Annotated in this window: 18 protein-coding genes; 12 read left to right on the forward strand and 6 right to left on the reverse strand. The window is 61.0% G+C overall.

Features of this window, described 5'->3' with window-relative positions; translation table 11 throughout:
* Nucleotides 1–20: 20 nt before the first annotated feature.
* The gene (locus IAU67_RS05710; protein ID WP_225733015.1) at nucleotides 21–1139 is read right to left on the reverse strand and encodes a CE1 family esterase; all 1119 of its coding nucleotides are present in this window, start codon (nucleotides 1137–1139) and stop codon (nucleotides 21–23) included.
* Between the two features lie 359 nt (nucleotides 1140–1498).
* Here IAU67_RS05710 and IAU67_RS05715 point away from each other — a divergent pair, with 359 nt between their 5' ends.
* From IAU67_RS05715 to IAU67_RS05745, 7 genes are all read left to right on the forward strand, one after another.
* Nucleotides 1499–2785, forward strand: a complete 1287-nt coding sequence (locus IAU67_RS05715; RefSeq protein ID WP_151842400.1) for an LGFP repeat-containing protein — start codon at nucleotides 1499–1501, stop codon at nucleotides 2783–2785.
* A gap of 70 nt (nucleotides 2786–2855) precedes the next feature.
* Nucleotides 2856–3749 carry an AbfB domain-containing protein gene (locus tag IAU67_RS05720; protein ID WP_151841746.1) on the forward strand — a complete coding sequence of 298 codons (894 nt, stop codon included), beginning with the start codon at nucleotides 2856–2858 and terminating at the stop codon, nucleotides 3747–3749.
* A 195-nt stretch (nucleotides 3750–3944) separates the two neighbouring features.
* Nucleotides 3945–7643, forward strand: a complete 3699-nt coding sequence (locus IAU67_RS05725) for an HNH endonuclease (RefSeq protein ID WP_225723455.1) — start codon at nucleotides 3945–3947, stop codon at nucleotides 7641–7643.
* 33 nt (nucleotides 7644–7676) lie between these two features.
* On the forward strand, nucleotides 7677–8636 hold the full coding sequence (locus IAU67_RS05730) for an SMI1/KNR4 family protein (RefSeq protein WP_151841747.1): 960 nt from the start codon (nucleotides 7677–7679) through the stop codon (nucleotides 8634–8636).
* Nucleotides 8637–9431: 795 nt separating this feature from the next.
* Entirely contained in the window at nucleotides 9432–10490 is a 1059-nt protein-coding gene (locus IAU67_RS05735; protein ID WP_151841748.1) for an ABC transporter substrate-binding protein, read from the forward strand.
* Nucleotides 10480–11580, forward strand: coding sequence for a FecCD family ABC transporter permease (locus tag IAU67_RS05740; RefSeq protein WP_187767866.1), 1101 nt, complete (start codon nucleotides 10480–10482; stop codon nucleotides 11578–11580). The genes IAU67_RS05735 and IAU67_RS05740 overlap by 11 nt, the downstream gene beginning before the upstream one ends.
* A complete protein-coding gene (locus IAU67_RS05745) occupies nucleotides 11577–12338 on the forward strand; it encodes an ABC transporter ATP-binding protein (RefSeq protein WP_151841749.1) in 762 nt (253 codons plus the stop codon). Before IAU67_RS05740 ends, IAU67_RS05745 begins: the two co-directional genes overlap by 4 nt.
* Before the next feature lie 53 nt (nucleotides 12339–12391).
* Here IAU67_RS05745 and IAU67_RS09960 read toward each other — a convergent pair whose 3' ends face one another.
* A complete protein-coding gene (locus IAU67_RS09960; protein WP_151841750.1) occupies nucleotides 12392–13873 on the reverse strand; it encodes a GNAT family N-acetyltransferase in 1482 nt (493 codons plus the stop codon).
* A 50-nt stretch (nucleotides 13874–13923) separates the two neighbouring features.
* Here IAU67_RS09960 and IAU67_RS05755 point away from each other — a divergent pair, with 50 nt between their 5' ends.
* Both IAU67_RS05755 and IAU67_RS05760 read left to right on the forward strand, forming a co-directional pair.
* The gene (locus IAU67_RS05755; protein ID WP_151841751.1) at nucleotides 13924–14628 is read left to right on the forward strand and encodes an SDR family oxidoreductase; all 705 of its coding nucleotides are present in this window, start codon (nucleotides 13924–13926) and stop codon (nucleotides 14626–14628) included.
* 34 nt (nucleotides 14629–14662) lie between these two features.
* Complete coding sequence (locus IAU67_RS05760) at nucleotides 14663–15808, forward strand: isochorismate synthase (RefSeq protein WP_151841752.1); 1146 nt, start codon at nucleotides 14663–14665, stop codon at nucleotides 15806–15808.
* Between the two features lie 16 nt (nucleotides 15809–15824).
* Here the strand turns inward: IAU67_RS05760 and IAU67_RS05765 are convergent, their stop codons facing one another.
* From IAU67_RS05765 to IAU67_RS05780, 4 genes are all read right to left on the reverse strand, one after another.
* A complete protein-coding gene (locus IAU67_RS05765; protein WP_151841753.1) occupies nucleotides 15825–16631 on the reverse strand; it encodes a fumarylacetoacetate hydrolase family protein in 807 nt (268 codons plus the stop codon).
* A gap of 80 nt (nucleotides 16632–16711) precedes the next feature.
* The gene (locus IAU67_RS05770) at nucleotides 16712–17365 is read right to left on the reverse strand and encodes an exonuclease domain-containing protein (RefSeq protein ID WP_151841754.1); all 654 of its coding nucleotides are present in this window, start codon (nucleotides 17363–17365) and stop codon (nucleotides 16712–16714) included.
* Nucleotide 17366: 1 nt separating this feature from the next.
* Complete coding sequence (locus IAU67_RS05775) at nucleotides 17367–19238, reverse strand: DUF294 nucleotidyltransferase-like domain-containing protein (protein WP_151841755.1); 1872 nt, start codon at nucleotides 19236–19238, stop codon at nucleotides 17367–17369.
* Nucleotides 19239–19313: 75 nt separating this feature from the next.
* Nucleotides 19314–20333: a 3-isopropylmalate dehydrogenase gene (locus IAU67_RS05780; RefSeq protein WP_151841756.1), complete on the reverse strand. Its 1020-nt coding sequence runs from the start codon at nucleotides 20331–20333 to the stop codon at nucleotides 19314–19316.
* A gap of 90 nt (nucleotides 20334–20423) precedes the next feature.
* On the opposite strand from IAU67_RS05780, the gene IAU67_RS05785 reads away from it, so the two are divergent.
* From IAU67_RS05785 to efeU, 3 genes are all read left to right on the forward strand, one after another.
* Nucleotides 20424–21221, forward strand: coding sequence for an ABC transporter ATP-binding protein (locus tag IAU67_RS05785; RefSeq protein WP_151841757.1), 798 nt, complete (start codon nucleotides 20424–20426; stop codon nucleotides 21219–21221).
* Nucleotides 21214–22815 carry a hypothetical protein gene (locus tag IAU67_RS05790; RefSeq protein ID WP_151841758.1) on the forward strand — a complete coding sequence of 534 codons (1602 nt, stop codon included), beginning with the start codon at nucleotides 21214–21216 and terminating at the stop codon, nucleotides 22813–22815. The genes IAU67_RS05785 and IAU67_RS05790 overlap by 8 nt, the downstream gene beginning before the upstream one ends.
* 147 nt (nucleotides 22816–22962) lie before the next feature.
* Complete coding sequence (efeU, locus tag IAU67_RS05795) at nucleotides 22963–23853, forward strand: iron uptake transporter permease EfeU (RefSeq protein WP_151841759.1); 891 nt, start codon at nucleotides 22963–22965, stop codon at nucleotides 23851–23853.
* Nucleotides 23854–23871 lie beyond the last annotated feature (18 nt).

Consider the following 23871-nt stretch of genomic DNA (forward strand, 5'->3'; position numbering starts at 1 on the left):
GGGTACTCACTTTACCTGCCCTACGCCGCCGGGCCTGGGTGCAGCTTGCTCTGCCGTGCTAGAAAGTCCCAGGCCACGTTGGCGGTGTCAGGAGCCCACCACCACGTGTGGTCCTGACCACGCAGTTTCCAATGAACAGCCTCGTCCGCACAACCGGTTCCGCGCATCACTTCCACGTTGTTGACCAGCTCGCTGACCTGAGGGGCTCCACTGCAGCCATTGCGCTGTTGGATGGACTGATACAGCGTCGGCACAGGCAGGTATGGAGCGTCGTGCAGAGTGCCACCGTCATAGTGAGTGAGCCGGTCGGCGTCGCCATGCATAATGAGGGTAGGTACGGATTCGGGCGCGCAACCCTCGTTGACGGGGTTATAGAAGGCGCCGGAGACGGTGACGATGCCTGCGAGCATGTCCGGGGCCTGGCAGGCGAAGTTCGCTGCGAATCCGCCGCCGTTGGACATGCCGATGGCGTAGACGCGGTTGGCGTCCACGTTGAAGTGGCCTTGCAGCTCGGCCAGGATTTGGCGCATGAACGCCACGTCCTGCCCCCGTTGCGACACCGCGTACGGGGCGCCTTCCCACGCATTCTCAATGGCGCGGGGGTAGACCACGATGGCCTCGTTTGCCGCGCCGGTCGTGTTGAGCCGCGCGTAGTTGCGGAAGTTCTCCGGGGAATCCTTCCAACCGCCGAAGGCGAACAGGATGGGCACGGGACGGGCGGGGTCGTAATTCTGTGTGACGGAGATCAGGGCGTTGCGGGTGGTGCCGTCAGCCTGAGCGAAATCGACCGACGCCGCCTTTCCAGGCGTTGCATCCTTCATATTCGACGCCGAGCGGAAGTCTGCCGGGGGCGCCCATGGAGCTGGAGGCTCCGGCGCAGGCGGCTCTTCGGCTGGCGCTTCTGGCGCTGCATCGTCGGGAGCGGGCGCTGGCGCTTCCGGAGCGGGTGCTTCTGGAGCAGGTGCAGGCTGCTCAGGCATAGGCACGGGCGCCGGCTCGGGTGGCACCACATTCTGAGGAGCGGGAGCGGGGGCTTCTATGGGAGCGGGATTATCCTGAGCTGCTGCGGGCGCTGCAAACAGGCCGGTTCCGGCGGTCAGAGCCGACGCGCAGACAATCACATCTTTAACATTTTTCACATACTTAACATACTTCACATACGTAACATTAACGTTCCTTTTAGCTTCTGGCCACAACGACACAATAGGAACGTGATTTTTCTCTCCCAGTCCTGAGATGGCGCCGCGGGCACCGTACTCATGGAAGGCTTGCAAAGGTCAAGCCTTGATGGCTGAGATCTCGTGACCAGACTCTAGTGGGTACCCCCGAGCGGCTGAACCCCAGTGGCTGATGACCTGCAGGTTTAAACGTGTATAAGTGTGAAAACATAACATAGTGCACAAAAACTATACATGCCAGTCTTCAGTGGGTTATTATCTGCGGCGTGTATAGTTTTCCTCAACAATTAACTGGAGGATGTGCATGGACTCGCTGGTTGATGGCCCTGGTGGCGACACTTGTGTCGGCGTGTTTGGCCGCCTCGGTTGCGGGCGCGACGGTGGTGTTTGGGCATCCTATTTTAGGCAGGATTGAAGAGGCGTTTCATCGTCTGGGTGGGGTGCATCATTTTGGGTTTGCCACTACCCCTGAGTCTATTGCTGCTAATAATGGGCGTTTTCAGCATTTTCGTAATAGTGCGTCGATTTATTGGCATCCGGGTGTGGATCGGGGTGTTGCTCACGCGGTGGAAGGTCGTATCCGGGATGCGTGGGCGCGTGGTGGCTGGGAGCACTCTGTGTTGGGGTATCCGATCACGGATGAGCTGCCGACTCCCGATGGGGTTGGTCGCTTTAATCATTTCCAGGGTGGTTCTGTCTACTGGTCGCCTGCCAGTGATGCTCATCAGATCGGTGGAGCGATCCGGGATAAGTGGGCTTCTCAAGGATGGGAAACAGGTCCTCTTGGCTATCCCCGCACGGATGAGCTCATCACTCCGGATGGTCGTGGCAGGTTTAATCGTTTCGATCATGGCTTTATTTACTGGTCGGCCGCAACCGGGGCACATATTGTCACGAAAGATATTTTTGATGTGTGGGCGGCCACCGGCTGGGAAGCAGGAAGACTGGGCTATCCCATTTCTGACAAATATGAAGTCAATGGCAGCGTGAGGCAGGATTTTCAGCGAGGAGCTATTCAGATCTTCGCCCCGACGGGCATGGTGTTGCCGCGGTTTGATAACGCTGCCTATTCCAGTTATCGGCAGATTTACCCCCTGTTGACGACGAGTCAGGCCCCGGAGGTGCATCCGGCTGGTGTTCATCGTGAAGTGACTCAGCATATGGGAAAGTATTTTCCTGTTCCGGGTTGCCCTGATGTTGTGACAGTGGGAACCACCTGTGCTCTTCCCACGGCCGGTGGAGGTACAGGCCAGGTGCGTGTTACCCGGATGTCGGATACAGGCTTTTCTGTGACCACGCAGGCAGGTCACCCGGAGGGACAGGGAAGAATCCTCAATATTCGATTCGATACGGTCACTGCCCCGGATACCGCAGAATCAGAGGTGGTGTTCGCCGATGATGGTCTCCGGAAGGCCTATATAGGATCCGATAAAACCTGGATCCGCATGATCGTGGAAGCCTTCGGTGAGACCTCTACCTCGCGGGTTGCAGGCCCGTTCATTTCTGATCACGTGGGCACACACGTGTTTTCCACCATGGCCAACACCCTGCGGTCCGCCTTGCCGAGAGCCACCACCGTCTATGGGCCGGTGACAGCACACCGCTGATCGGCGCCCTACCGTCAGCCACCCTCATCTTTTTAAGTTGTTGTCCTAAGAAAGAGTTACCCCAACCAATATGTCTGTGTCATCGCTGCTGCGCCGTGGCATTATTGCCGCTGTTGCTGTTGTTGCCAGTAGTGCAGCCCTACCTGCTGCCACCGCCGAGGAGGCAGTCTCTATCCTTGCCGGGGATGGTGGCATCATCACCGAGCATTGCGGTGCCCGGGCGGAACAGATCCGTGTGGATTCATCCTCCCTGGCGTCATTGAGTGCCTGCTTTGCGCTGGCCAGGCCTACTGGTTGGGCAGCGATGCACCTCACCGGGTCCTACGGTGTGGTCAATAACCTCACTGTCCCAGTCAGCGTCGCATTCAAGCTGCCCCACGGAGCTGTCTACTGGCAAGCCACAGTCCAGCCTGGACAGGTCAGCAGCGTCGATGTCAATAACGCCGGATCCACCATCGTTGAACTCCACGTCTCCCCGGTAGCCACCAGCACGGGAGCGTCCACTACGTCGCTGACGCCAGGGGCACCAGGTGCACCGAACTACGTGTCGTTGCGTTCGGCCTCCCCTGCCACGTTCGGACGCGTTGCCCGCGTGAGTTGGCTTGGTGCAACCACATCAGACCTGACACGTAACAGTTCCTTTCCTGACCGGCTTGACGGATCGTTCCTGGTGACCACTGGGTTGTCTGATCCCGCGTGCATCTCATTGGAATCAGCCGCCTACCCGGGGACGTACCTGCAGGCCACCAGCCGGACATCCGTGTCCTTGTCTGCCCATCCCACGCCAGCTCATGCCACATGGTGCGCCACGGCTGACACGTCAGTGGTGACATCAACCCGCCTGACATGGGCTGCGGATCGCAACACAGCCCTAGCTGTCACCCCTGGAGGTGGATTGGGCCTGGCTGCGGTGAATTCTGCTAGCAGTCGATGGTTCAGCGATCAAGCCCTGGCACGCCCCTAACCACCGTACGACAGTGACAGTGATGTTCGAGTCGTTGACACAAGCCCATGGAGTAAAGAAAACGAGATCGTCGAGATGAATCATCGCCACCCACCACAGCAGCCCTACATGCCGCACACCCGCACAACTGAGTCCCGCGCGCATCGTGAGATGCCTGTGTTATCCCGTGTAGCTCGTGCGTGTCGTGTGTGGTGCGTGGTGTGTGTCAGTGTGGTGGTGTCTGTGGTGGTGGGGGTGCAGGTGTCGTGGGCTGGGGAGGTTGCGGCGGCTGAGGGGTTGGTTGTTGTGGGTCGGGTGGGTGATCGGCAGCAGGCTCGGGAGTTTGCGGTGTCGATGTTGGGTAGTGGTTTTGTGGCTTCGCGTGCGGCGGCGGAGGTGGTGTTGGGTGGTGGGGATGAGCAGTGGGATGCCTATGTTGGTGGTGGTTTGGTTGAGGCTCGTGTGCAGGATCTTCGTGAGATTGTGGTGACTGTTGCGGCGGTGGGTGGCCCGGCGGTGCAGGCTGCGGCCCAGGATGCTGTGGATGCCGGAGGTGAGCAGGCGTTGGTGGAGTTTATCACCAGCCGGTGGGATCAGGCGCAGGTGGTTGATGATCGGGCGGTGGCGTGGCAGGCCGCGGCTGCGCGGGAGGGTTCGAGTGTGAAGCAGGCTGCGGATGCTGCGTTGCAGCTCAATTCTGCTGAGGCGTTGGGTGAGTTTGCGGCCTCAGGGTTGGAGGTGGCTAGGCGTCATGATCGGCGTCGTGAGGTGTATGCGTTAACACGTTCGGCTCAACCGACGGTGGCTTCGGGTGCTGCTGAGGCGATTCGGGTGGGCTCGGATACGGCGATTGAGACGTTTTTACGGTATGGGCAGTTTGTGGCTGCAGCACAAGATGCGGAGACGGTGAGTGTGTCCGAGTTGGTGGATGCGGCGGTGGGTGAGTCTGAGCGGGCGCGGCAGCAGGCAGATGCGGCTGCGCAGAATGCGGATCAGGCTCGTCGTGCTACTGAGGCTGCGAAAGCGGCGTTAGGTCGGGTGCGTGATGAGGCGGTGGCGGCGGATCGGGCGCAGGATCGTGGTCGTCGGGCGGCGGAGTCTGCGGGCCGGTTGGCTGAGCGTTCGGCGGTGGCGGCGGATCAGGCGGTGGTGGCTGCGGGTCAGGCGCGTGAGGCGTTGCGGTTTACTGCGGATGCGGTGGCGCGTGCGGCGCATGCGGCCTCTCGTGCGCGTGTGGCGGCTCAGGTGGCGTTGTCGCGGGCGTCGGCGGCGGGGGTGGATGCCTCGGTGGCTTCTCAGGCGCGTGTGGCTGCGGAGCAGGCTCGGGATGCCGCCTCGGCGGCGCGGCGTGCTGCGGAGGCGTTTGTGCATGCGGATGCGGCCGCGGGGTCTGCCAGGTCTGCGGGACGGGCGGCGGCGTCGGCGGCGGTGAATGCTGATGCGGCGGCTGCTGCGGCGGGTGAGGCTGCCGCTGCTGCTGGTGTTGGTGGTGTGGCGGCTCAGGCGCGTGAGGGTGCCGCGCGGGCGCGGGCGGCGGCGTCTCGGGCGCGGGCGGCGGCTGGTGAGGTTGATGGGTTGGTGGGTCGTATTGGTGGGTTGGTTGCTCAGGCGCGGGCGGCGGCGGGTGAGGCGGCTGTGCATGCTGAGCGTAGTGGTGTGGCGGCCGAGGATGCGGCGGTGTTTGCGGGTCAGGCTGGCCTGGCTGCGCAGCGGGCTGGGGATAATGCGCGGGATGCGCAGGAGGCTGCGGTTAAGGCTGTGGAGGCGGTGGAGCTTGCGGTGGAGATCAGTGCGGTGGCGCGTGAAGCGGCGGATCAGCGTTTGGCGCAGGAAGCTGAGTTTTTAAAAGATCAAGCCCGGCAGGCCCGAGCAGCACAGGATGCCCAGGATGAGCTAGAGGAACATCAGCGGGCTGAGCAGGACAGGCTCGCGGCTGATATGGAGCAGTTGGCTGCGTTAGCGTCCGGCTCGGATGGTGCTGGGGTGGATGTGGCTCGGGTGAGGCAGTTGGCAGTCAGTGCGGTTGAGGTGGGCACTCCTGCGGTGGCGGGTAGTGCGGCTGTGGCGTTGGTCTCTGGGCGTGATGAGGATGTCCGGGCCTTTGTTGAGGATTTTGAGCAGGCGGTGGTGATTGATGCGCACGCTCAAGTGGAGTTTGTGGCTCTCAATGATCCTGATCCTGGAGTACGGGAGGCTGCTGATCGTGTCAGTTATGACAGTGGGGAGGCTTTACGAGAGTTTGTTGATCATCAGTTGCCGCAGTTGCGCAAGCCAGGGTTGCTGGAACGGACATGGCAATTGCGTGGTGCGGGCGGGGATGCCGTTACTGCGGCGGCTGATGAGGCGTTGCGGGCTAATACGCCGGAGGCGTTGGAGGCCTTTGTTCGTGGTGGCGGTTTTGAGCGTGCTGTGTTTGAGGATCAGCTGCGGCAGGCGTATGAGCTTGCTCGGACGGGTGGCCCGGAGGTCAAAGCTGCGGCGGAGGCTGCAGTGTTAGGTGATCGGGAGGGTCTGAATGAGTTTATTGCTGTGGAGGCTGCGCGTCGTGCAGCGGCGGATGCGCAGCGTGTGAGTCATGATGAGCATATTCAGAGTGTGTTGGAGAGGGGTTTTACGGCGGCTCAGCAGGCCAGTCAGGATGCTGCCGAGGCTCAGCGTTGGTTTGTGATGGCCCAGGGCCAGGCTGATCAGGCTGGTCGGTATGCTGCTGAGGCGGCGCGGTGGGCTGGTCAGGCGCAACGTTCGGCGGTAGCGGCGGCGGATCATGCGCGAAAGGCGGGTGAGTCGTTGCAGGTTGCGGTGCATCAGCAGCAGCGCGCGCATGCGGCGGCGGATCAGGCTGGTCGTGATGCGCGTGAGGCTGCGGGGAATGCGGATCAGGCTGCAAGTTTTGCTGCTCAAGGGTACGAGTCGGCTGCACTGGCGGCGGGGGCTGCTGGGCAGGCGCGTCGTTCGGCTGATGCGGCGGGCGTGGATGCTCATCGGGCTGGGCTGGCGGCGCAGCAGGCCTATGGGTTTGCGTGGGAGAAACAGTTGTCTGAGCAGGAGCAGTACCGGGCGGCGGCTGCTGAGGGTGAGGTGCAGGCCCGCCCGACGAGTCTGTTGGATGCGATTAAGCAGCAGGTAGGGGCTGAGGCATTGGATGTGTTGTTGGATGTGGTGGGGATTAAGGATGTGTTGGATTGTTTTAAGGGGGATGTTTCCGGGTGTTTGTGGGCGGCGGTGGGAGCGTTGCCGATAGGTAAAATTGCGAAATTGGGTAAGGCGTTGCCGGTGATGAAGAAGCTGGTGGGCAAGATTGGGGATATTAAGGCCACGCTTGCTACGTCGCGTTTCCGGGCGGTGTTGGATGATGCGTTGGTGCCGGCTGGGTGTGTGCTGCAGCGCGGCGCGGGGTGGTCGAGATCGACGCCGCACGGGCAGCAAGAGTGGTTGGTGGGCAGGCCAGGGCGTGCGCCGCCGTGGTCGCCGGTTGTTAAGAAGTGTCCGATACCCCCGGGTGTTAAGAAAGTCCCCGGAACAAACAGATACCCGATCAATGCGCGGTATGCTGGTGGTAAGTGGCGCAACGGTGATGTCTCGAGGATGCCGAAAGGATTCCACGAACAATACGGTGATATTTACTTCAGCGAGAAGGGCTACCCAATCTTCGATAACAACATAGCAAAACCGGAAGAATATGGCATTCCATCCGGAAAGATACCGGATGTTACCATCAAGCCCCAGGGTTCCCGGTATAAAGATGTTAAGGCAGCTGATGACGCCATCGGAATCGATAAGGATTTCCGAAAGAAACACCGTCTTGTATGGCATCATCATGAAGAAACAGGTCGGATGCAGCTCATACCTCGGGAATTGCATCAGGTGGTTCGCCATACCGGTGGCTGGGCTATCTGGGGCAAGCAAGCTGTGTAACCCGACCTCATCAACGAAATCTAAGGAGTTTTCATGAATTTTTCAGATATTGAATTAATGTACCCAGGTAAGCCCTGTGGAATTTTTCGCATTCGGGCGATAGAGAAGAAGATTGGGCGTAAGCTTCCCAAGGACTACCGCAAGTTCATTATGCAAACCGGAGGAGGTGAGCTTAGCGGGAAGAACGCAGTTCTCCCAGGTATCCAGCTTGCTCATGGCGAAGAGTTAGAGTCTGAGGTGGAGTTGATTCTCGGCAATGGTCATCCAGATGATTATGATCAGGATTTGACTGAAGCTGGCATTTTCCTGGCTGAAGAGTGGGAGATACCTTCTGAGGTGTTACTGATCGGAAATTTTGATTCTGGCATGCACGAGTGCATTGTGATTAATTATGATCTCGAAGAGTTTCCCGTGCACTCCATTTTATATTTAAACAATGACTTCCCTGGAGAATTTACGCTTATCGCGGAGTCGTTTACTGAGTTTTTGGAGATGCTGGAGCCATCCGCTGAGTACAATGGTAAGGCTTCAAAGTATAGAGGTCAAGAAGGGTTATATTTGGCACGGCATGGCTCTTTAGGGGAAATGTTGCGCAAGGCAATTGCGGCAAGCCCTTATGAGGATATGGAGATGATCCTTCGGCGCGCTGCGGAGGGAATTGCTAGTAAGGATTGTTTACAAATGTATTGTCAGGAGGAATCATGTCGTTTTCAGGATCTTCTTTTCTTTCTTTCGCAGCCGTTCGGCGGTCACTATAGCTTGGAGTCTTGGCTTGCCCCTCGTGGCGGAAGTGAAAATGGCGCAATAAATGAAGCTGATCTTTTGCATGGGATTTTTTTGAGCGAGCACGGTTGGTCCGGATTAGTCTCCTTTCGGAAGGCTAATGATGTATGGTGGGAACGCCGGACTAGCTCGGGCGTTCTTGTTGAGACTCCGGATGGATACAGGTTTAAAGATGACTACATCGAGTGGCTAGTGGAGACCTTCCGCTAACGGCGGGAGATAACACCGCATCGCGGCGGAAACCTTGTCGATGCAGGCCGTGTGCCAGGCGGTAGCCTCACAGCTAGGGGTTTCATGGCAGACAGCTCGCCAATAGACGCAGGCCGCTCATCGTGAAGGCTGCCCCGGCTTTTCGCCTCAGTTCTCGACCCACAACGTCGGAAATGATCTAGTTCATCGATTTGAACCGGGATCGTTGCTCGGTCAAGTTCAAGTGCTTGACGTTGAAGAAGCCCTGTCAGCACACGAGCGGAGAAGCGTAAGGATCTGCACTCTGATTTTCTCATCGGATTGCCGGGTGGGCGCTGTCTGATCCGATGCGTACCGAGGCGTTGCCGCTGCAGACTCTGAACCATTCCATTGTTTGCGGTAGAAACAACTACACTGCTTCACCACTGAAGATCACAGATCACAGTACGGGAGCATCATCTCATCCATAGCAGGAAGTGGAGCGAGTTGACGGACGTATCGATCGTGACATGCGAATGGGTGAATTGGTGGAACGAGGCTCGGCGATAACCTCAGCACTCTTCGATTCTCCACGGGCATCCTCGCGCATCAGCTTGTGCACACCGACGGGAACGTGATTTTTCTCTCACAACTCCCCAAAAGAGCAGGACAGCGTTCGGGCCGCACAGTTGAGTTATCCTAGGCAACCCTAAATATGGCTATCCTTTCAGAGATTCATGCACCACTCGGGGCATGTCATCCACCTCAGCGCATGTGATCGCAGACTCTCGCTACAACGCTGAGAACAATCCTTAAACCACTGCCCGAAAGGACACCATGGCCCTCTCCCCTCGCGCCGCACTGCTCTCCTGCGGCCTCACTGCTACCTTGCTCCTCACAGCCTGTGGCGAATCTGAACCCGTCAGCTCCCACGAATCCTCCCGCTCCGTGACTGCCGCGAAGGCAGAGGGCACAACTCAATTCCCGCTCACCGTAGACAACTGCGGACAACGGTTCACATTCACGAAGGTTCCCGAGCGCGTGGTCTCCCTGGACCAAGGCATGACCGAAATCATGCTCTCCTTAGGGCTCCAGGAGCACATGGTCGGCACCGCATCGTGGACAGATCCTGTCCTGCCCGAACTGGAAGAAGCTAACAACACCGTTGAGCGCCTGTCCGACAACGCCCCCACCTACGAAGCCGTCATGGACAAGGACCCTGATCTGGTGGTCAGCTCCTTCGGCCGCCACTACAAGAAGGAAGGCGGAGTGGCCACCCGGGACCGCTTCGGAGAAACCGACACCCCAGCGCTGCTGTCCTACGCGGACTGCGAAGGCCCCCTCATGATTAACGGCGGCGGCACCCGCACCACCCCCTTGACCGCAGACAAGATCTACAAGGATATCGAAGTCATTGCGGAAATCTTCGATGTCAGCAAACGCGGCCAGGAGCTCATCGACAACCTGAAGCATCGCGTGGCTCTGGCCCAAGAAAAGATCAACTCCCACGGTGAAACCGTGGGCTTCTGGTTCGCGGACACCAAAACCCCCTACTTTTCCGGTGGCTACGGGTTCGGCAACATCCTGTCTCAGGAGTCCGGCCTGACCAACATCTTCGCAAGCGAAAAGGATGACTGGATCGCCGCAACGTGGGAAGACGTTGTGGACAAAAACCCGGACATCCTGGTCCTTGGGGACCTGGAGCGCAACCGCTTTCCCGGCGACAAGCTAGCCGATAAGAAGGAGTTCCTGGCCACCGACCCCGTCACCAAAACCATGGATGCGGTCAAGAATGAACACTTCATCACACTCCACGGAGCCGAGCTGAACCCCTCCATCCGCTTTGCCGACGCCCTGGAAAAGATCGCCGCCTACCTGGAAGCCCATGACAAGTAACGCGCCCACTGCTGACCCGCGTGTGGCTTCCGGTGATACACCTGCACCGTTCTCCCGCGCCGAGCAACCTCGCGCCCGAGTGCTCAAAGCATTGCTCATCACGGCCGTGGCTTTCGTGGCGCTGTTGGCGTCGATCGGCATGGTCATCACCCTGGGCACGGCAGATATTTCCCTGGTCAACGTGCGTGACATCCTCACCAACCATCTCTTCTCCACGGACATTCCCGTCCGAAGGTCTGAAGATGCCATCGTGTGGGAGGACCGCCTGCCCCGCTCGCTCGTGGCCGCGTGCTGCGGCGCAGGCCTGGCCCTGTGCGGTGTGATCATGCAATCTCTGCTGAAAAACCCACTCGCTGACCCCTATGTGCTGGGGATCTCCTCCGGCGCCTCCACCGGCGCGGTGGTCGTGGGTGTGCTGGGCATCGGCGGGCTGTCGGTAGGCCTATCCCTTGGCGCCTTCGTGGGAGCGATGATCAGCTTCGCCACCGTACTGTGGATCGCCCGCATGGCTGGCGGCACCGGATCCATCATCCTGCTCGCCGGTGTTGCTGCCACCCAGCTCTTCTCCGCCGTGACCTCCCTCATCATCTTTGCCTTCGCCGATTCCGATGAGACCCGCGGCGTGATGTTTTGGCTCCTCGGCTCGCTGGAGGGTGTGAGGTGGAAGGATGTGTGGCTGTGCCTCACCGTGGTCACCGTGGCCGTAGCGCTATGCTGCATCTTCGCCCATGTGCTGGACGCCTTCACCTTCGGCGACGACGTAGCAGGGTCACTGGGCATCAACGTGCCACTGGCGCGCCTGGCCCTGCTGTCGCTGACCGCACTGCTGACTGCCACGCTAGTCTCCGTTGCCGGTGCCATCGGGTTTATCGGGCTGGTCCTCCCCCACGCCGGCCGTCTGCTGGTGGGCCCCACACACTCCAGCCTCATCCCCGTGACTGTCATCGCTGGTGCCCTGTTCATGGTGTGGGTGGACGCCCTCAGCCGCGTCATCTTCAGCCCCACCCCACTGCCCGCGGGAGTGGGAACAGCCCTGGTGGGCGTGCCTGTTTTTGTTGCACTATTGGTGAAAAGGAAGGGCATCCGATGAGCTTCAGCACGAACAACGTGTCCTGGAATCGCGGCGGGAACCTGGTGGTCGACGGCGTGACTGTGGAGGTCCGAGACGGCGAAACCTTGGGCCTGCTGGGTCCCAACGGCTCGGGCAAGTCCTCGCTGATCCGCCTGCTCGCCGGCTTCGACCGCCCCACCACGGGCGTGGTTACCCTGGATGAACGCGCCGTGTCACGTATCCCGCACAAGCAACTCGCCCAATCCGTCGCCGTGGTTACCCAGCATGCGGATAGTGCCGTGGATGTCACCGTGGGCGACGTGGTGCGGCTGGGCCGGATCCCTCACCGTAGCCGATGGGGAGGACAGACCGACGCCGACCATCTCGCCATCCACCACGCCTTCACCTGCACGGGCCTTTCGGGCATGGAGAATCGGCTGTGGAATGAATTATCGGGAGGCGAACGACAGCGGGCGCACATCGCCCGTGCGCTGGCTCAACAGCCCAAGGAGCTGATTCTGGATGAGCCCACCAACCATCTCGACATTAAGCACCAGCTGGAGCTGCTGAAGCTGGTCTCCTCCTTGGAGGCGACGGCGATCGTGGCGCTCCACGACCTGAACCTCGCGGCGATGTTCTGCGATCGTGTGCTGGTCCTTGCGCAGGGGAGTGTGGTCACCCTGGGCACGCCGGCCGAGGCACTCACCAGCGAGCTTATCCGCGAGGTCTACGGCGTGGATGCGGTAATCTCCACGCATCCGGTTCACGGTTGCCCGCTCATCACCTTCAGTGCCTAGGTGGTGCGCGTAGGCGATGTGCGCAGGTAGTGAGCGCCAGTAGTAAGCACCCGCTACAGGTGCTCCAGCACAATGTCACCCGAGTAGCCCCACGCGCGCAGATCCTCCACGATGGACTGCCAGTCCAGGTCCCCGGTTCCCGGCGCGCCGCGGCCGGGTGCATCGGCGAACTGCACGTGCGCCACGCGGTCCAGGAGGTGTGTGCTTGGCTCGCTTGTGTTCGCCTCTGTGCTGTCTTCTGTGCCTCCGTCTGTACCGAGCAGAGCCTGGGTGATGTCCTCCCATGACTGCCCCTGAGCAGCAAGGTGGTAGACGTCTAGCAGAAGGCCGGCATGATCGCCCAGCAGCGGCTGTGCCTCGGCAAGGGATGTCACAGGGTAATCCTCCAGCCCGCTTAATGGTTCCACCATCACTACCCCAGAAAATCGGTGGCCCACGGCGTTGGCGAGGGCTGTGAAGGCATCGCGCTGGGCGTCGGATAATTGATTGCCACCGCGACCCAGCAACAGGTTGAATCGGCGCACCCCGGTGGCCCGGTGGATCTTCTCCAGAACATCGACCCAACCCTGCGTGTCCGGCTCGGCATGCAGAACACCCCGATCCCCCGCGGCGAGGTCGCCCCCGTAGATGTTCAAGGCCACGAGCTGCTTAGTGTTGTCGCTGAGCGTGCTGATGAGCTGCTCCACCTGGTCTTGCTGCGGCACCGGGGTGGTGAACGGCCACCACAACTCCACGCGCTGAAAGGGGGTCTCGGCGACGGCGGTTGCCCAGTCCTCCTGGCCGATGCTGCAGTTCACTGCAGTAAACGCCCTCATCACGGCCAGGGAATAGCGTTGCTGGCCCTGGTGGAAGTTGCGGGGATCCAGCCAGCGCTCGAAGCCCGCCCGGACCCCGTCGAAGCCCCTGCGGCCGGTCCACTGCTGATCCGTCATGGAGAAATACGTAGTATCCCGCGAACGACCCTTATACACTACGGCGTTGCGCAGCGTCCCCTCCTCGATGAATCCCAGGCGACGGGCCGCTGCCTTAGAGGGGGCGTTCAAGGAATCGCACTTCCACTCGTAACGGCGATAGCCCAGCTGGTCGAACACATAGCGCATCAACAGGTACTGGGCCTCGGTGGCGGCACGGGTGCGCACCAGCTGAGGGGAATACATGACCCAGCCCATCTCCATGCTGCCGTGCTCCGGCTTCTGGCTCATCAGCGCCACGGTGCCCACTGCGGCGCCGGTGTCCAGGGAGATGATCGCGAAGTGAAGGGGATCGGATTGGCCGACGTTAAAGGCGAACACATCGCGCAGATCCTCTCCCTCCGTGATGGGTAGGTAGGTTCGCCAGCGGGAATCGGGATAGGCCTCGAAGGCGCGGGCCAGATCCAGCACGTGGTGCATGCCGAGTGGTTCCACGCGGCAATAACGCCCGTGGAGCACAACGCCCTGCGGGTACGGCCGTGGAGACCAGTTGTCCACGGCGGGCCCTATGGGCTGGGAAAAGGAGTTCACGGGAATGTCTGTGGGGCGAGGGCCTAAGTGCATAACTCCATTTTAGGGTGTTCGGGCTACACAGGCGGCTACACTGTTCGATTATGAAAGTTGCTGTGATTACGGGTGCCGGCGGCGGACTAGGCCGCGTGTTTTCTACTGCATTGGCTGCCGATGGCTGGGCCATCGCCGCGGTGGGGCGGACGGAAAAAACCTTGCAAGACACGCTCGGTGAATGCGCGGACGGAGATCACCGCGCGTTTATCTGCGACATCACAGATGCCGAAAGCGTGCGCTCCACCTTTGACCAGATCGTGGCCCATTACGGGCATATCAACGTGCTGATCAACAATGCCGGAGTTCCGGGACCTACCGGGCGGATCGACAGCATCGACATCGAACAGTTCGACGCCGCCGTGGCCACTAACCTCCGCGGAACATTCCTGTGCTCCCAGGCTGCTTTTGCCCACATGGCGGACACGGGTGGAGGCAGAATCATCAACAACGGATCTATCGCAGCCCACTCCCCTCGCCCGGCTGCGGCAACGTACGCCGCCACGAAGGCCGCCATCGCCAGCCTCACCACCTCGCTGAGCCTCGACGGACGTGGGCTGGGCATCGTCGCCACCGAGCTCGACATCGGTAATGCCAAGACTGATCTTCTGGGGGCGTTCACCGGTGAGGAGCCGATGTTCCATGCCATCGAAGCTGGGCGCATGATCGTGGCCCTCGCGAACCTGCCGCTCACGGTCAGTGCAGATCAGGTGACCCTCACGGCTGCTGGCATGCCGTACCTCGGACGCGGCTAAGCCCGTTGTGTGAGCGTTCGGTAGACTCAGGCGCATGAGTTTTAAGCAGAACAAGCCGGGGACCGCCCCGGACTTTCTGCTATCCAGACCAGATCGCTCCCTGCGCACCCAAGGCGCGAAAAGCTCCTTCACGGACCCCTTCGAGGCGGCCACGGCACTGCGCGACCGCGACGTAGACCTGGTGGTGGGAGCCGTTCCCTTCAACACCTCGGAGCGCAGCGCCCTGGTGGAGCCCGAACGCGTGATCCGCGCCGAAGGGCCTCTGGAGCCACCGGCGTTCTTCCGAGGCAAGGAAGCAGCCGAGAGCCTCACCGTCACCTCCGTGGAGGCGGCAACCAGCCCCGACGAACACCGCGCCACGGTGGCGGCAGCCGTAGCCACCATCGCGCAGACCCGCTTAGAGAAGGTCGTGCTAGCGCGAGCCGTGGACGTGACCTACGAGCACGCCCCGGACCCGCTGCTCATTGCGGCGCGATTCCTGGATCTCTCGGCCAACCGCGACGGCTTTGCCGTGGATCTGTCCAGTACCGGGCGCGACGAGCATGTCAATGCTATGTTCGTGGGAAGCTCCCCGGAAGTCCTGATCCGTCGAAGCGGCAGGAACATCTCCGCCTTCCCCTTGGCTGGGTCCGCCCCACGCACCGGCACCCTGTCCGTGGACGAGGCCACCGCGCGCAATCTGATGCACTCCTCCAAAGACTTCGACGAGCATCGCTACGTGGTGGATCACTACCGCAAGGTGCTGGAATCGGTCTGCGAATCCCTCACGATCCCCGCCACCCCGTCCATTCACGAAACCTCAGAGATGATCCACCTGGGCACGCCCATCAGCGGGCGGCTCAAGGACGACGACTACTCCGCGCTGGACTTGGCCCTGATGCTGCACCCCACTCCCGCGATCGGCGGCACGCCTACCGACGACGCGCTGGGCATCATCACGGAGGTGGAAGAGCCACGGGAGTTCTATGCCGGGTTTGTGGGCTGGTGCGACTCCACCGGCGATGGCGAGTACATGGTGTCCATCCGCTGCGCGATGGTGGAGGACAACAATGCCCGAGCCTGGGCTGGAGGCGGCATTGTGGTGGACTCCTCCCCCAACGCCGAGACCGACGAAACCAGCGCTAAATTGCAAACAGCGCTGCGGGCACTGAATGTGCCGGCAGCGCTGCGCGTGGTCTAGCGGATGAGTACCGCGTTTAGTACCGCTCGACGGGGTTCGCCAGGGTACCCAGGCCAGGGATCTCCACCTCAATGCGATCGCCTGGAACCATCTCCGCCGTACCTGCAGGGGAACCCGTGCAAATCACGTCGCCCGGCAGCAGGGTGAAGGCCTCGGACACCCACTCGACGATCTCTGGAATCGTCTTAATCATCTGCTCAGAGTTAGAATCCTGCTTGGTTTCGCGGGTGCCGTCGTGGGTCAAGTGAGCCTTGATAGGCAGGTTATCGATCTCGATGCCATCCACGTTCGTCTCGATCCACGGGCCCAGCGGACAGAAGGAATCCAAGCCCTTGGCGCGGGACCACTGACCATCGGCGAACTGCAGGTCACGGGAGGAGACGTCGTTGACGATGGTGAAGCCCAGCACAACGTCCTTCCAGTTGTTCCGGTTTACGTCCTTGCAGGGCTTGCCAATCACGATGGCCAGTTCGCCTTCGAACTCCACCTTGGTAGCCCACTCAGGGATGCGAATCGGAGCCTCAGGGCCCACCACCGCTGTGGGTGGCTTCAGGAAGATCGTTGGAGGCAAGTGCTCAGCGCCCTGCTTGAACACTTCCTTGACGTGATCGGCGTAGTTGCGGCCAACTGCAACAACCTTGGAGGGAAGAATGGGGGCTAACAGTCGAACATCTTCGATAGGCCAAGATTTTCCGGTGAACTCCGGCTGGGCAAATGGGTGGCCTTCGATCTCTCTACAGGTGGCACCAGTTCCGTCTGGCTGACCACCTTCGATGATGGCAAAAGCCATTCCCTCTGGGTGAGCAATTCGGGCAATACGCATGGTTTATCACTCTAGCGCACCCCTCCACGCTCGCGCGCTTGGGGTTACTTAGAGCTATCTATAGAAGCATCACCCCGAGCTCACACAAGCATCCCGCCCACGGTTGTTGCCCGCGACCGGGCGGCCAACGCAAGATACAGCTCCGCACACGCCAACGCATCGGTCAGGGCATTATGGGAGGAATACCGCGGCAAACCGTAGCGTTCGCGCACCCGAGGCAACCGCAGATCCTCACCCCGCGGAAACGTCCCCATACGCTCCATGTGCCGTCGCTCCAGCTCAAACGTATCCACCACCGGCACCGACAATCCTGAGCCGAAATGCTCGCGGCACAACGCACTTAAGAAGTCGCGTTCAATCGAGCTAAAATGCGCCACCAATGCCCGGCCCTCCAGCGCCTCCAACAGCTGCTCCATCGCCGCCACCGGGCTCACACCCAACGCCAACGCCTCATCCGTCAGGCCGTGAATCGTGGCGGACTCCCCCACCGACCCAGCCCCCAACGTATTAATCAGGCAATAGCCGGCTCCCTGCAGAGCAATGCCTCGCCCATTGATCGGAACCCATCCGATGGACAGCATTCGATGCTTCCGCGGATCTAAGCCCGTGGTCTCCACGTCCACCGCCAACAACGGAGCCTGATCCAGCGCCGTACCCTTCGACGGGCCGGGAATGCTATAGAAACGCTCCAAGGCACCGTACGCCCGGCGTCGAGATCGAAAATATCTTGCCATCCTACATACTCCGCACCGGGTACTTCAGGCACAACGCATTCTGCAACCCCTTGATGATCTGGAACGCATCCCGCAGGTGCTCACGATCCAACTTCGGCAAGTGCTGCGGATTGATGTGGTAATCCGGCTGCTCGCCCCGGCGCACCTGCTCCGCATGATGACGAAGCACCAGTGTGTTCAGAAACTCCAACGCAGCCTGCAGATCCTCCGCACTGCGCGGGGACACCGGAGGATGATCCAACGCCGACGCCGCCTCGATGCGCGCCACGCTCCCCAGCACATCCTGGCCGCCCACGATGGCAAACAACCGAGCCATCTGCACAATCGCCGCCGTACCGCCCTTCTTCACATCAAGGGTGTTGCGGTACTCGCCACGACGATCCACCACCAGGCCCCGGAAAATGCCCACCGGAGGCTCCCGGCGCGCCGCCAACGCCGCCAACTGGGCATGCAAGCGGGGGCTGCCCTGGGCAGACTCCATCGCCTGCGCATGAACCGCCTCGGCGAGCTCCACGTCACCGCACACCGCGCGCATGTCGAAGAAGGTCTGCGCGTACAGCAGCGCGTCCCCTCCGGGAGCCGTGATCCAGCCATGGAACGCGGTACGCCACTGCCCCACGGTCATCCGCCACTGCGGGTTGGTAGCCATCATGTCGCCCGGGCACAGGGCCTGGCCCGCGGTCGCCAGCCCCTGGCACACGTACTCGGCTAACTGCTCGAAGTAGGCGCCATGCTGCTCCTCGTCAAAGGAATCATCCAAGATCAAGGCGTTGTCCTGATCACTGGCCAGGCCCATCTCCCGGCGCCCCTGGCTTCCCAACACCACAAACGCCCACGGAATCGGCGCAGGCCCCAGACTGCGTTGCGCAAGCTCCACGAGGCGACGCAGCATCGCATCGGCCACCACCGTCAGCAGGCCCGTGACCTCTGCTGGATTGGCGCCGCGCTCGATGAAGCGCACCGCCATCTGATGGGCCTGGGTGTACACCTCGGCCATCTCCTCGGGCGACTCTCGCCGGGAGAGGTCCCCGGTCAGGTACAGCGGGTTGGCCTGCATCAGGCGCATGATGTCCGCCGCGGTGACAATGCCCGTGATCTTTCCACCGTCCACGACGGGAAGGTGGTGGATGCGCAGCTCTGTGAGGATCAGCAGAGCCTCAAACACCAATTGATCGCTGGTGACCGTACGCAGAGAGGTGGACATGATCTCAGAGACGCTGGCCTCGTTCGACAAGCTATCGGCCACCACGCGGCGCAGATCGCGATCCGTGACAATACCCAACAGATCGCCGTCCAGCGTGCCCCCATCCACAACCAGCAGGGAGGATACGTTCATCTCCTCCATGGTCTGGGCCGCCCTCTGAACCGTAACCTCGGGGCCGATGTGTGCGGGGTTTTTGATGGAGAAGCTTCCGATCTGCGTGCGCAGGGCATCCGAATGAGACTCCTGGTGCAGGCTCTGGGCAGCTGCTTTGATGCGCACGGATAGGCCCGCATAATAGCGGGCTACTTCCGGATAGTGCTGCGCGATGGGCGCAAAGTGGCTGCGATGCCACATGAGAATCAAGCTATCTTCCACGCACACCATGGTGTACAGGGAGGAATTCTCCCCCACCAGCGTGGAATAGCCGCAGGAACGCCCGGCCTCGCGGCGGTCCAGCAGCACGCCCTCGCTATCCATCACATCTACGGCGCCGGAGCGTATGACGTGGACGTAATCGTTGGGTTGGCCGGCCGTGACGAGGGTGTCGCCGCGGCTGGCATAGCGGATCTCCATGGAGCGGCTGACGGTGGCTAAGGCCTGCTCATCGAGGGAGCTAAAGGGCGGGAACTGCGCGAGGAAGCCACGGACCTCTTCTATTTCGACCGACATAGGTGAAGTGTAGCGGGTGCCGTGGCTGGAGCGGGTGGGTTTGGGAAAGTGTTTTGATGCAGAAAGGGCGTAGTGCTAGCCCTTCACTGCCGCAGCGATACGGTCGCCCACCTCGGAGGTCTTGATCGGGGAGCCATCGCGGCTCAAGACCTCATCCAGGACGGCCTTCTCGATCGCCTCAGCATTCGCGTCGTCACCCAGGTGCCGCAGCATCAGCGCCGCGGAGAGGATGGTGGCGCACGGGTCAGCGATGCCCTGTCCCGCGATGTCTGGCGCGGATCCGTGCACCGGCTCGAACATGGAGGGGTTACGGCGGGACGGGTCGATGTTGCCGGAGGCTGCCAAACCAATTCCTCCCGTCACGGCACCCGCCAGGTCGGTGAGAATGTCGCCGAAGAGGTTGTCCGTGACGATCACGTCGTATTCGTGTGGTTTGGTGACCATGTAGATCGTTGCGGCGTCGATATGGTTGTAATCCACGGTGACTTCGGGGAACTCGGCACCAATGGTTTCGATGGCGCGCTGCCACACGCCACCGGCGTTGACCAGCACGTTGGTCTTGTGGACCCAGGTCAGCTTCTTGCGGCGGGATTGGGCGCGCTCGAATGCGTCGCGGACCACGCGCTCCACGCCGTAGTAGGTGTTTTGGGAGACTTCGGTGGCCACTTCCTGGTCGGTGCCTTCGCGCAGCGTGCCGCCGTTGCCGCAGTAGAGGCCTTCGGTGCCTTCGCGCACCACAACGAAGTCAATGTCGCCGGGGTTGGCCAGTGGGCTGGTGGAGTCCGGGTACAGCTTGGATGGGCGCAGGTTCACCGCGTGGTCTAGCTTGAAACGCAGTGGCAGGAGCAGGCCGCGCTCCAGCACACCGGCGGGCACGGTGCGGGGGTCGCCGATGGCGCCGAGCAGGATGGCGTCGTGTTCTTTCAGGGAATCCAGATCTGCGTCCGTGAGTGTCTCGCCGTTGCGGAGGTAGCGGCGGGCTCCGAGGTCGTAGTCGGTTGTGTCGATGTCATCGCGGAGGGCACGGAGGACTTTGAGGGCTTCTGGGACCACTTCGGTGCCGATGCCATCGCCGGCAATCACAGCGAGTTTCATTCTATGGACTCCTTAGTCTCACATATTGGATCACAGTCACTGTAGCAGAAAGCCCAACGCAACACCCTATAGCGCATTAGACTCCACACTATGGAACCCAGCCCGAACGCCCACTCGCCCGCACTGTCCCTCATCGGCGTGTCCAAACGCTTCGGCATGCACTACGCCCTCAACAATTTCACCCTGGATATCCCCCGCGGCAGCTTCTACGGCGTGGTCGGGCCCAACGGGGCCGGTAAAACGACAGCGATCCTGATCGCCACAGGCCTCTTAGAACCCGACGCCGGGCGCGTGTCCATCTGCGGCCACGATATATGGTCCAGCAACCCTGATGACCTGATTTCTGCGAAGCAACACTTCGGGCTACTCGCCGATTCCCTGGATGTGTTCGACCGGCTGAGTGGGCGCGAGTACCTCAGCTACCTGGGCAACCTTCGCGGCTTGTCGCCGGAGGATATCACCCAGCGCACCAACGACCTGTTGAGCGCCCTGGATTTGGAGGGCGCCCAGCGCAAGTACATCGCGGACTACTCGGCGGGTATGACCAAGAAGATTCTGTTGGCGGGTGCCCTGCTCCACAACCCGAGAGTGTTGATCCTGGATGAACCTTTTGAGGCGGTCGACCCTGTCTCCGGGCAGGTCATTCGCCAGATCCTGCGCCGCTATGTGACCGCAGGAGGCACCGTAGTGATGAGTTCCCACGTGATGGAGCTAGTGGAGAACCTGTGCGATCACGTGGCCATCGTTAACGAGGGCACCGTGCGCGCTGCAGGACCACTAGAGGAACTGGCGCAGGGCAAGCCCCTGGTGGACCGCTTCGTAGAGCTGGTGGGTGCCCGTCACGTGACGGAGGGCAGCCTGACCTGGCTGGATGATCAGCATGACTAGCATCGTCTGGAATCACACCACCCGCACCCTGCTCTCCCTCCAGTGGGTGCTGTGGAAACGCACGGTGAGCACATCCATTCCCACCCTGATCGGCACGATCCTGGTAGGCGTGCTCGTTGTCGGCCAGTGCGTGAGCCTGGGCATCTTTTCCGCCGTGCTGTACCAGGACAACGGGGACCCCAGCGGCTTCATCTTCACCATGGCGCTGGGCTGTACTGTCTACCTGCTGGGAGCCCTTCTTTATCCCTCGTCTGAAACCCAGGTGGAGCCCCGGCACCTCGCTACCCTTCCGCTGTCCAGCCGCGAAGTGCTCGTGGGTTTGATGCTCGGCACGTTCGTCCACTCCACGGCCTTCATCAGCGTGGTCAATACGCTCATCATGGCGGCCATAGGATCCGTGGTCTTCGGTGGCGTGCAGGCCGTGTGGTGGACGCTAGCGTGCGTGGCACAGTTACTCATCACCGTGGCCTTGGGTGAGGCCGTCTCCCAAGCCCTCACCAGCATTGAGGGCACGAAGCTGCAGGAGCGCCTGGCGGTGCTGACCACCGTGGTGCTCATGGGCGGACTGGTTGGTTTCATGGTGTATTTGCAGACCACGACGGACGCCAGCCCCGTGGACGCCGTGTCCTCCCTTCTGCCGATCATAGGGTGGACGCCGTTCGCCGCCGCCGCTGCCGCAGGGGCCCCAGCGACCGTCGCGGACGGCACTTCAGCGGGAACAATCCTGGGGCATGGTCTCGTGGCATTGCTCAGCGTGACGGTAGCGGTGTGGTTGTGGCATCGGGCTGTGCGCTCCATGATCCGGCACCCGATTGCTCGCTCTCGGGGCGGCGCGGAGATCACGCGCCGTGCCCACCGCACGATCCTGGTTCCCTGGGCGCGGCCCGGCCAATTCGGCGCTCTGTATTCCCGCGCGCTGCGCTACTGGATTCGCGATACACGCCAGCTGGCCAACATGATCATGCTGCCTCTCATGGGTGTGGCCTACTTCTTTCTCGGCATGACCGGCGAGGACCACTACATGACCTGGTTCAGCCTGGGTTTTGTCGTCGTGGCCTCTGGTAGTTTCCTCGCCAATGACATCGGCATGGACGGACCCGCCAACTGGGTACACCTGGCCGCCGGTGTTCCTGCCCGCGCCTTCCTGTGGTCCCGCTGGGCAGCTGGGGCCACGGTGATGCTGGGCTGGACGGCACTCATCGGCAGTGCACTGGGCGTTCTGCACCACTTTTCCCCGTTGTGGGTTGTTGTCGTGGGGCTCGCGGTTCAGGTGATGGCGATGAACATCGCCCTGGGGTTGTTCTGTGCAGTCCTCGCGCCCTCCCCCACCGCCAAGCCCAAGGGCACACTCCACATTCAGAAGAACAACAATAGCGCTGGCGCCGCAGTACTTATGGGAACGTTCTCCTTGGCCATCATGGTGATGGTGGTCCCAGGCATTGTAGCGTACGTGATGCTCGACAACGCCTGGCTGGGACTACTCATTCAGATCCCCGTCACCGTGGGTGTTGTGTGGGGAATGATGGCGATGGCAACCAAGCGCCTCACCTCCGCATGGCCCAGGCTTTTCTTCCGCGTCCGTCAGTGGGCATAGGTGTGCTACCCACTTTTGGACACACTTCAGGCATGGCTTATTGAAAAAAAGTACAGAACTGGCTTAACTAGAATTGTCCTTACGCTAAGGACAGGCTAAGGCAAACCAGCGTTAGCCTTGACTGTTCAAGAGAAATGGAAATTTAGCGTGCTGTACGCAAACTTCCTCATAGGCCTGCGCGAAGGCCTTGAAGCAACCATGATCGTGACGATCCTGGCTGCTTACCTAAAGAAAACGGGACGTACAAAAGAACTCCCCTGGCTGTGGGCAGGTGTAGCCACAGCACTGATTGTCACCCTGGCGGCGTTTGCCGGAATCCACTTCGGAACGAAAACGCTGTCCACCATCGGCCAAGAGCTCATCGGCGGTATCGCCAGCCTCATCACCGTAGCCATGATCACATGGATGCTGCTGTGGATGTCCAAGGCTGGTCACAACATCGCAGCAGAGCTCAAAGGAAAGATGGACAGTGCCATCGGCCCACGCGCCGTGTGGTTTGTTGCCTTCATCGCGGTGGCCCGCGAAGGCATCGAGACCATCCTGTTGGTGTTCGACAGCATCACCAGCGACAATTCCACACCCATCCTGGGACTCGCAGCCGGCCTGGCTATCGCCGTTGTCCTGGGTGTGGCCATGTACAAGGGTGCCATCAAGATCAACCTTGCGGTGTTTTTCAAGGTGGTGGGAATCCTGCTGGTGATCGTTGCCGCGGGAATCCTGCGCTACGGCATCGGTGATCTTCAAGAGGCAGGTGTGCTGCCCGGCGTGCACACATACGCCTTTGACATCAGTGCCGTGCTCACCCCAGGAACGTGGTACGCATCCCTGCTGGAAGGCATGTTTAACATCGTCCCTCAACCCACACTTCTGTCCTTCATCGGATGGGCAGTGTACCTGGTTGTCGCGATGGTCCTCTTCTTGAAGCCTCCGTCCACCAAGGCCACGGCCTCCACGACCAAGGCTTCCGAGGCTAAAGCCACCGAGGCCCATGCTCCAGCAGCATCCGCTGACACCACATCCGAGCACACCGCTCGTTAACCACTCTCTTCGGATTAC

The organism is Corynebacterium zhongnanshanii, assembly GCF_014490575.1.
In the GTDB taxonomy this organism is placed as follows: Bacteria; Actinomycetota; Actinomycetes; order Mycobacteriales; family Mycobacteriaceae; genus Corynebacterium; species Corynebacterium zhongnanshanii.

What these genes read in the sequence shown, in the direction of transcription:
- IAU67_RS05755 (WP_151841751.1), top strand. Translation starts at nt 13,924, where the DNA reads ATGAAAGTTGCTGTGATTACGGGTGCCGGCGGCGGACTAGGCCGCGTG.
- IAU67_RS05735 (WP_151841748.1), top strand. Translation starts at nt 9,432, where the DNA reads ATGGCCCTCTCCCCTCGCGCCGCACTGCTCTCCTGCGGCCTCACTGCT.
- IAU67_RS05715 (WP_151842400.1), top strand. Translation starts at nt 1,499, where the DNA reads ATGGCCCTGGTGGCGACACTTGTGTCGGCGTGTTTGGCCGCCTCGGTT.
- IAU67_RS05760 (WP_151841752.1), top strand. Translation starts at nt 14,663, where the DNA reads ATGAGTTTTAAGCAGAACAAGCCGGGGACCGCCCCGGACTTTCTGCTA.
- IAU67_RS05770 (WP_151841754.1), bottom strand. Translation starts at nt 17,365, where the DNA reads ATGGCAAGATATTTTCGATCTCGACGCCGGGCGTACGGTGCCTTGGAG.
- IAU67_RS05745 (WP_151841749.1), top strand. Translation starts at nt 11,577, where the DNA reads ATGAGCTTCAGCACGAACAACGTGTCCTGGAATCGCGGCGGGAACCTG.
- IAU67_RS05730 (WP_151841747.1), top strand. Translation starts at nt 7,677, where the DNA reads ATGAATTTTTCAGATATTGAATTAATGTACCCAGGTAAGCCCTGTGGA.
- IAU67_RS05790 (WP_151841758.1), top strand. Translation starts at nt 21,214, where the DNA reads ATGACTAGCATCGTCTGGAATCACACCACCCGCACCCTGCTCTCCCTC.
- IAU67_RS09960 (WP_151841750.1), bottom strand. Translation starts at nt 13,873, where the DNA reads ATGCACTTAGGCCCTCGCCCCACAGACATTCCCGTGAACTCCTTTTCC.
- IAU67_RS05785 (WP_151841757.1), top strand. Translation starts at nt 20,424, where the DNA reads ATGGAACCCAGCCCGAACGCCCACTCGCCCGCACTGTCCCTCATCGGC.
- IAU67_RS05765 (WP_151841753.1), bottom strand. Translation starts at nt 16,631, where the DNA reads ATGCGTATTGCCCGAATTGCTCACCCAGAGGGAATGGCTTTTGCCATC.
- IAU67_RS05740 (WP_187767866.1), top strand. Translation starts at nt 10,480, where the DNA reads ATGACAAGTAACGCGCCCACTGCTGACCCGCGTGTGGCTTCCGGTGAT.
- IAU67_RS05720 (WP_151841746.1), top strand. Translation starts at nt 2,856, where the DNA reads ATGTCTGTGTCATCGCTGCTGCGCCGTGGCATTATTGCCGCTGTTGCT.
- IAU67_RS05775 (WP_151841755.1), bottom strand. Translation starts at nt 19,238, where the DNA reads ATGTCGGTCGAAATAGAAGAGGTCCGTGGCTTCCTCGCGCAGTTCCCG.
- IAU67_RS05780 (WP_151841756.1), bottom strand. Translation starts at nt 20,333, where the DNA reads ATGAAACTCGCTGTGATTGCCGGCGATGGCATCGGCACCGAAGTGGTC.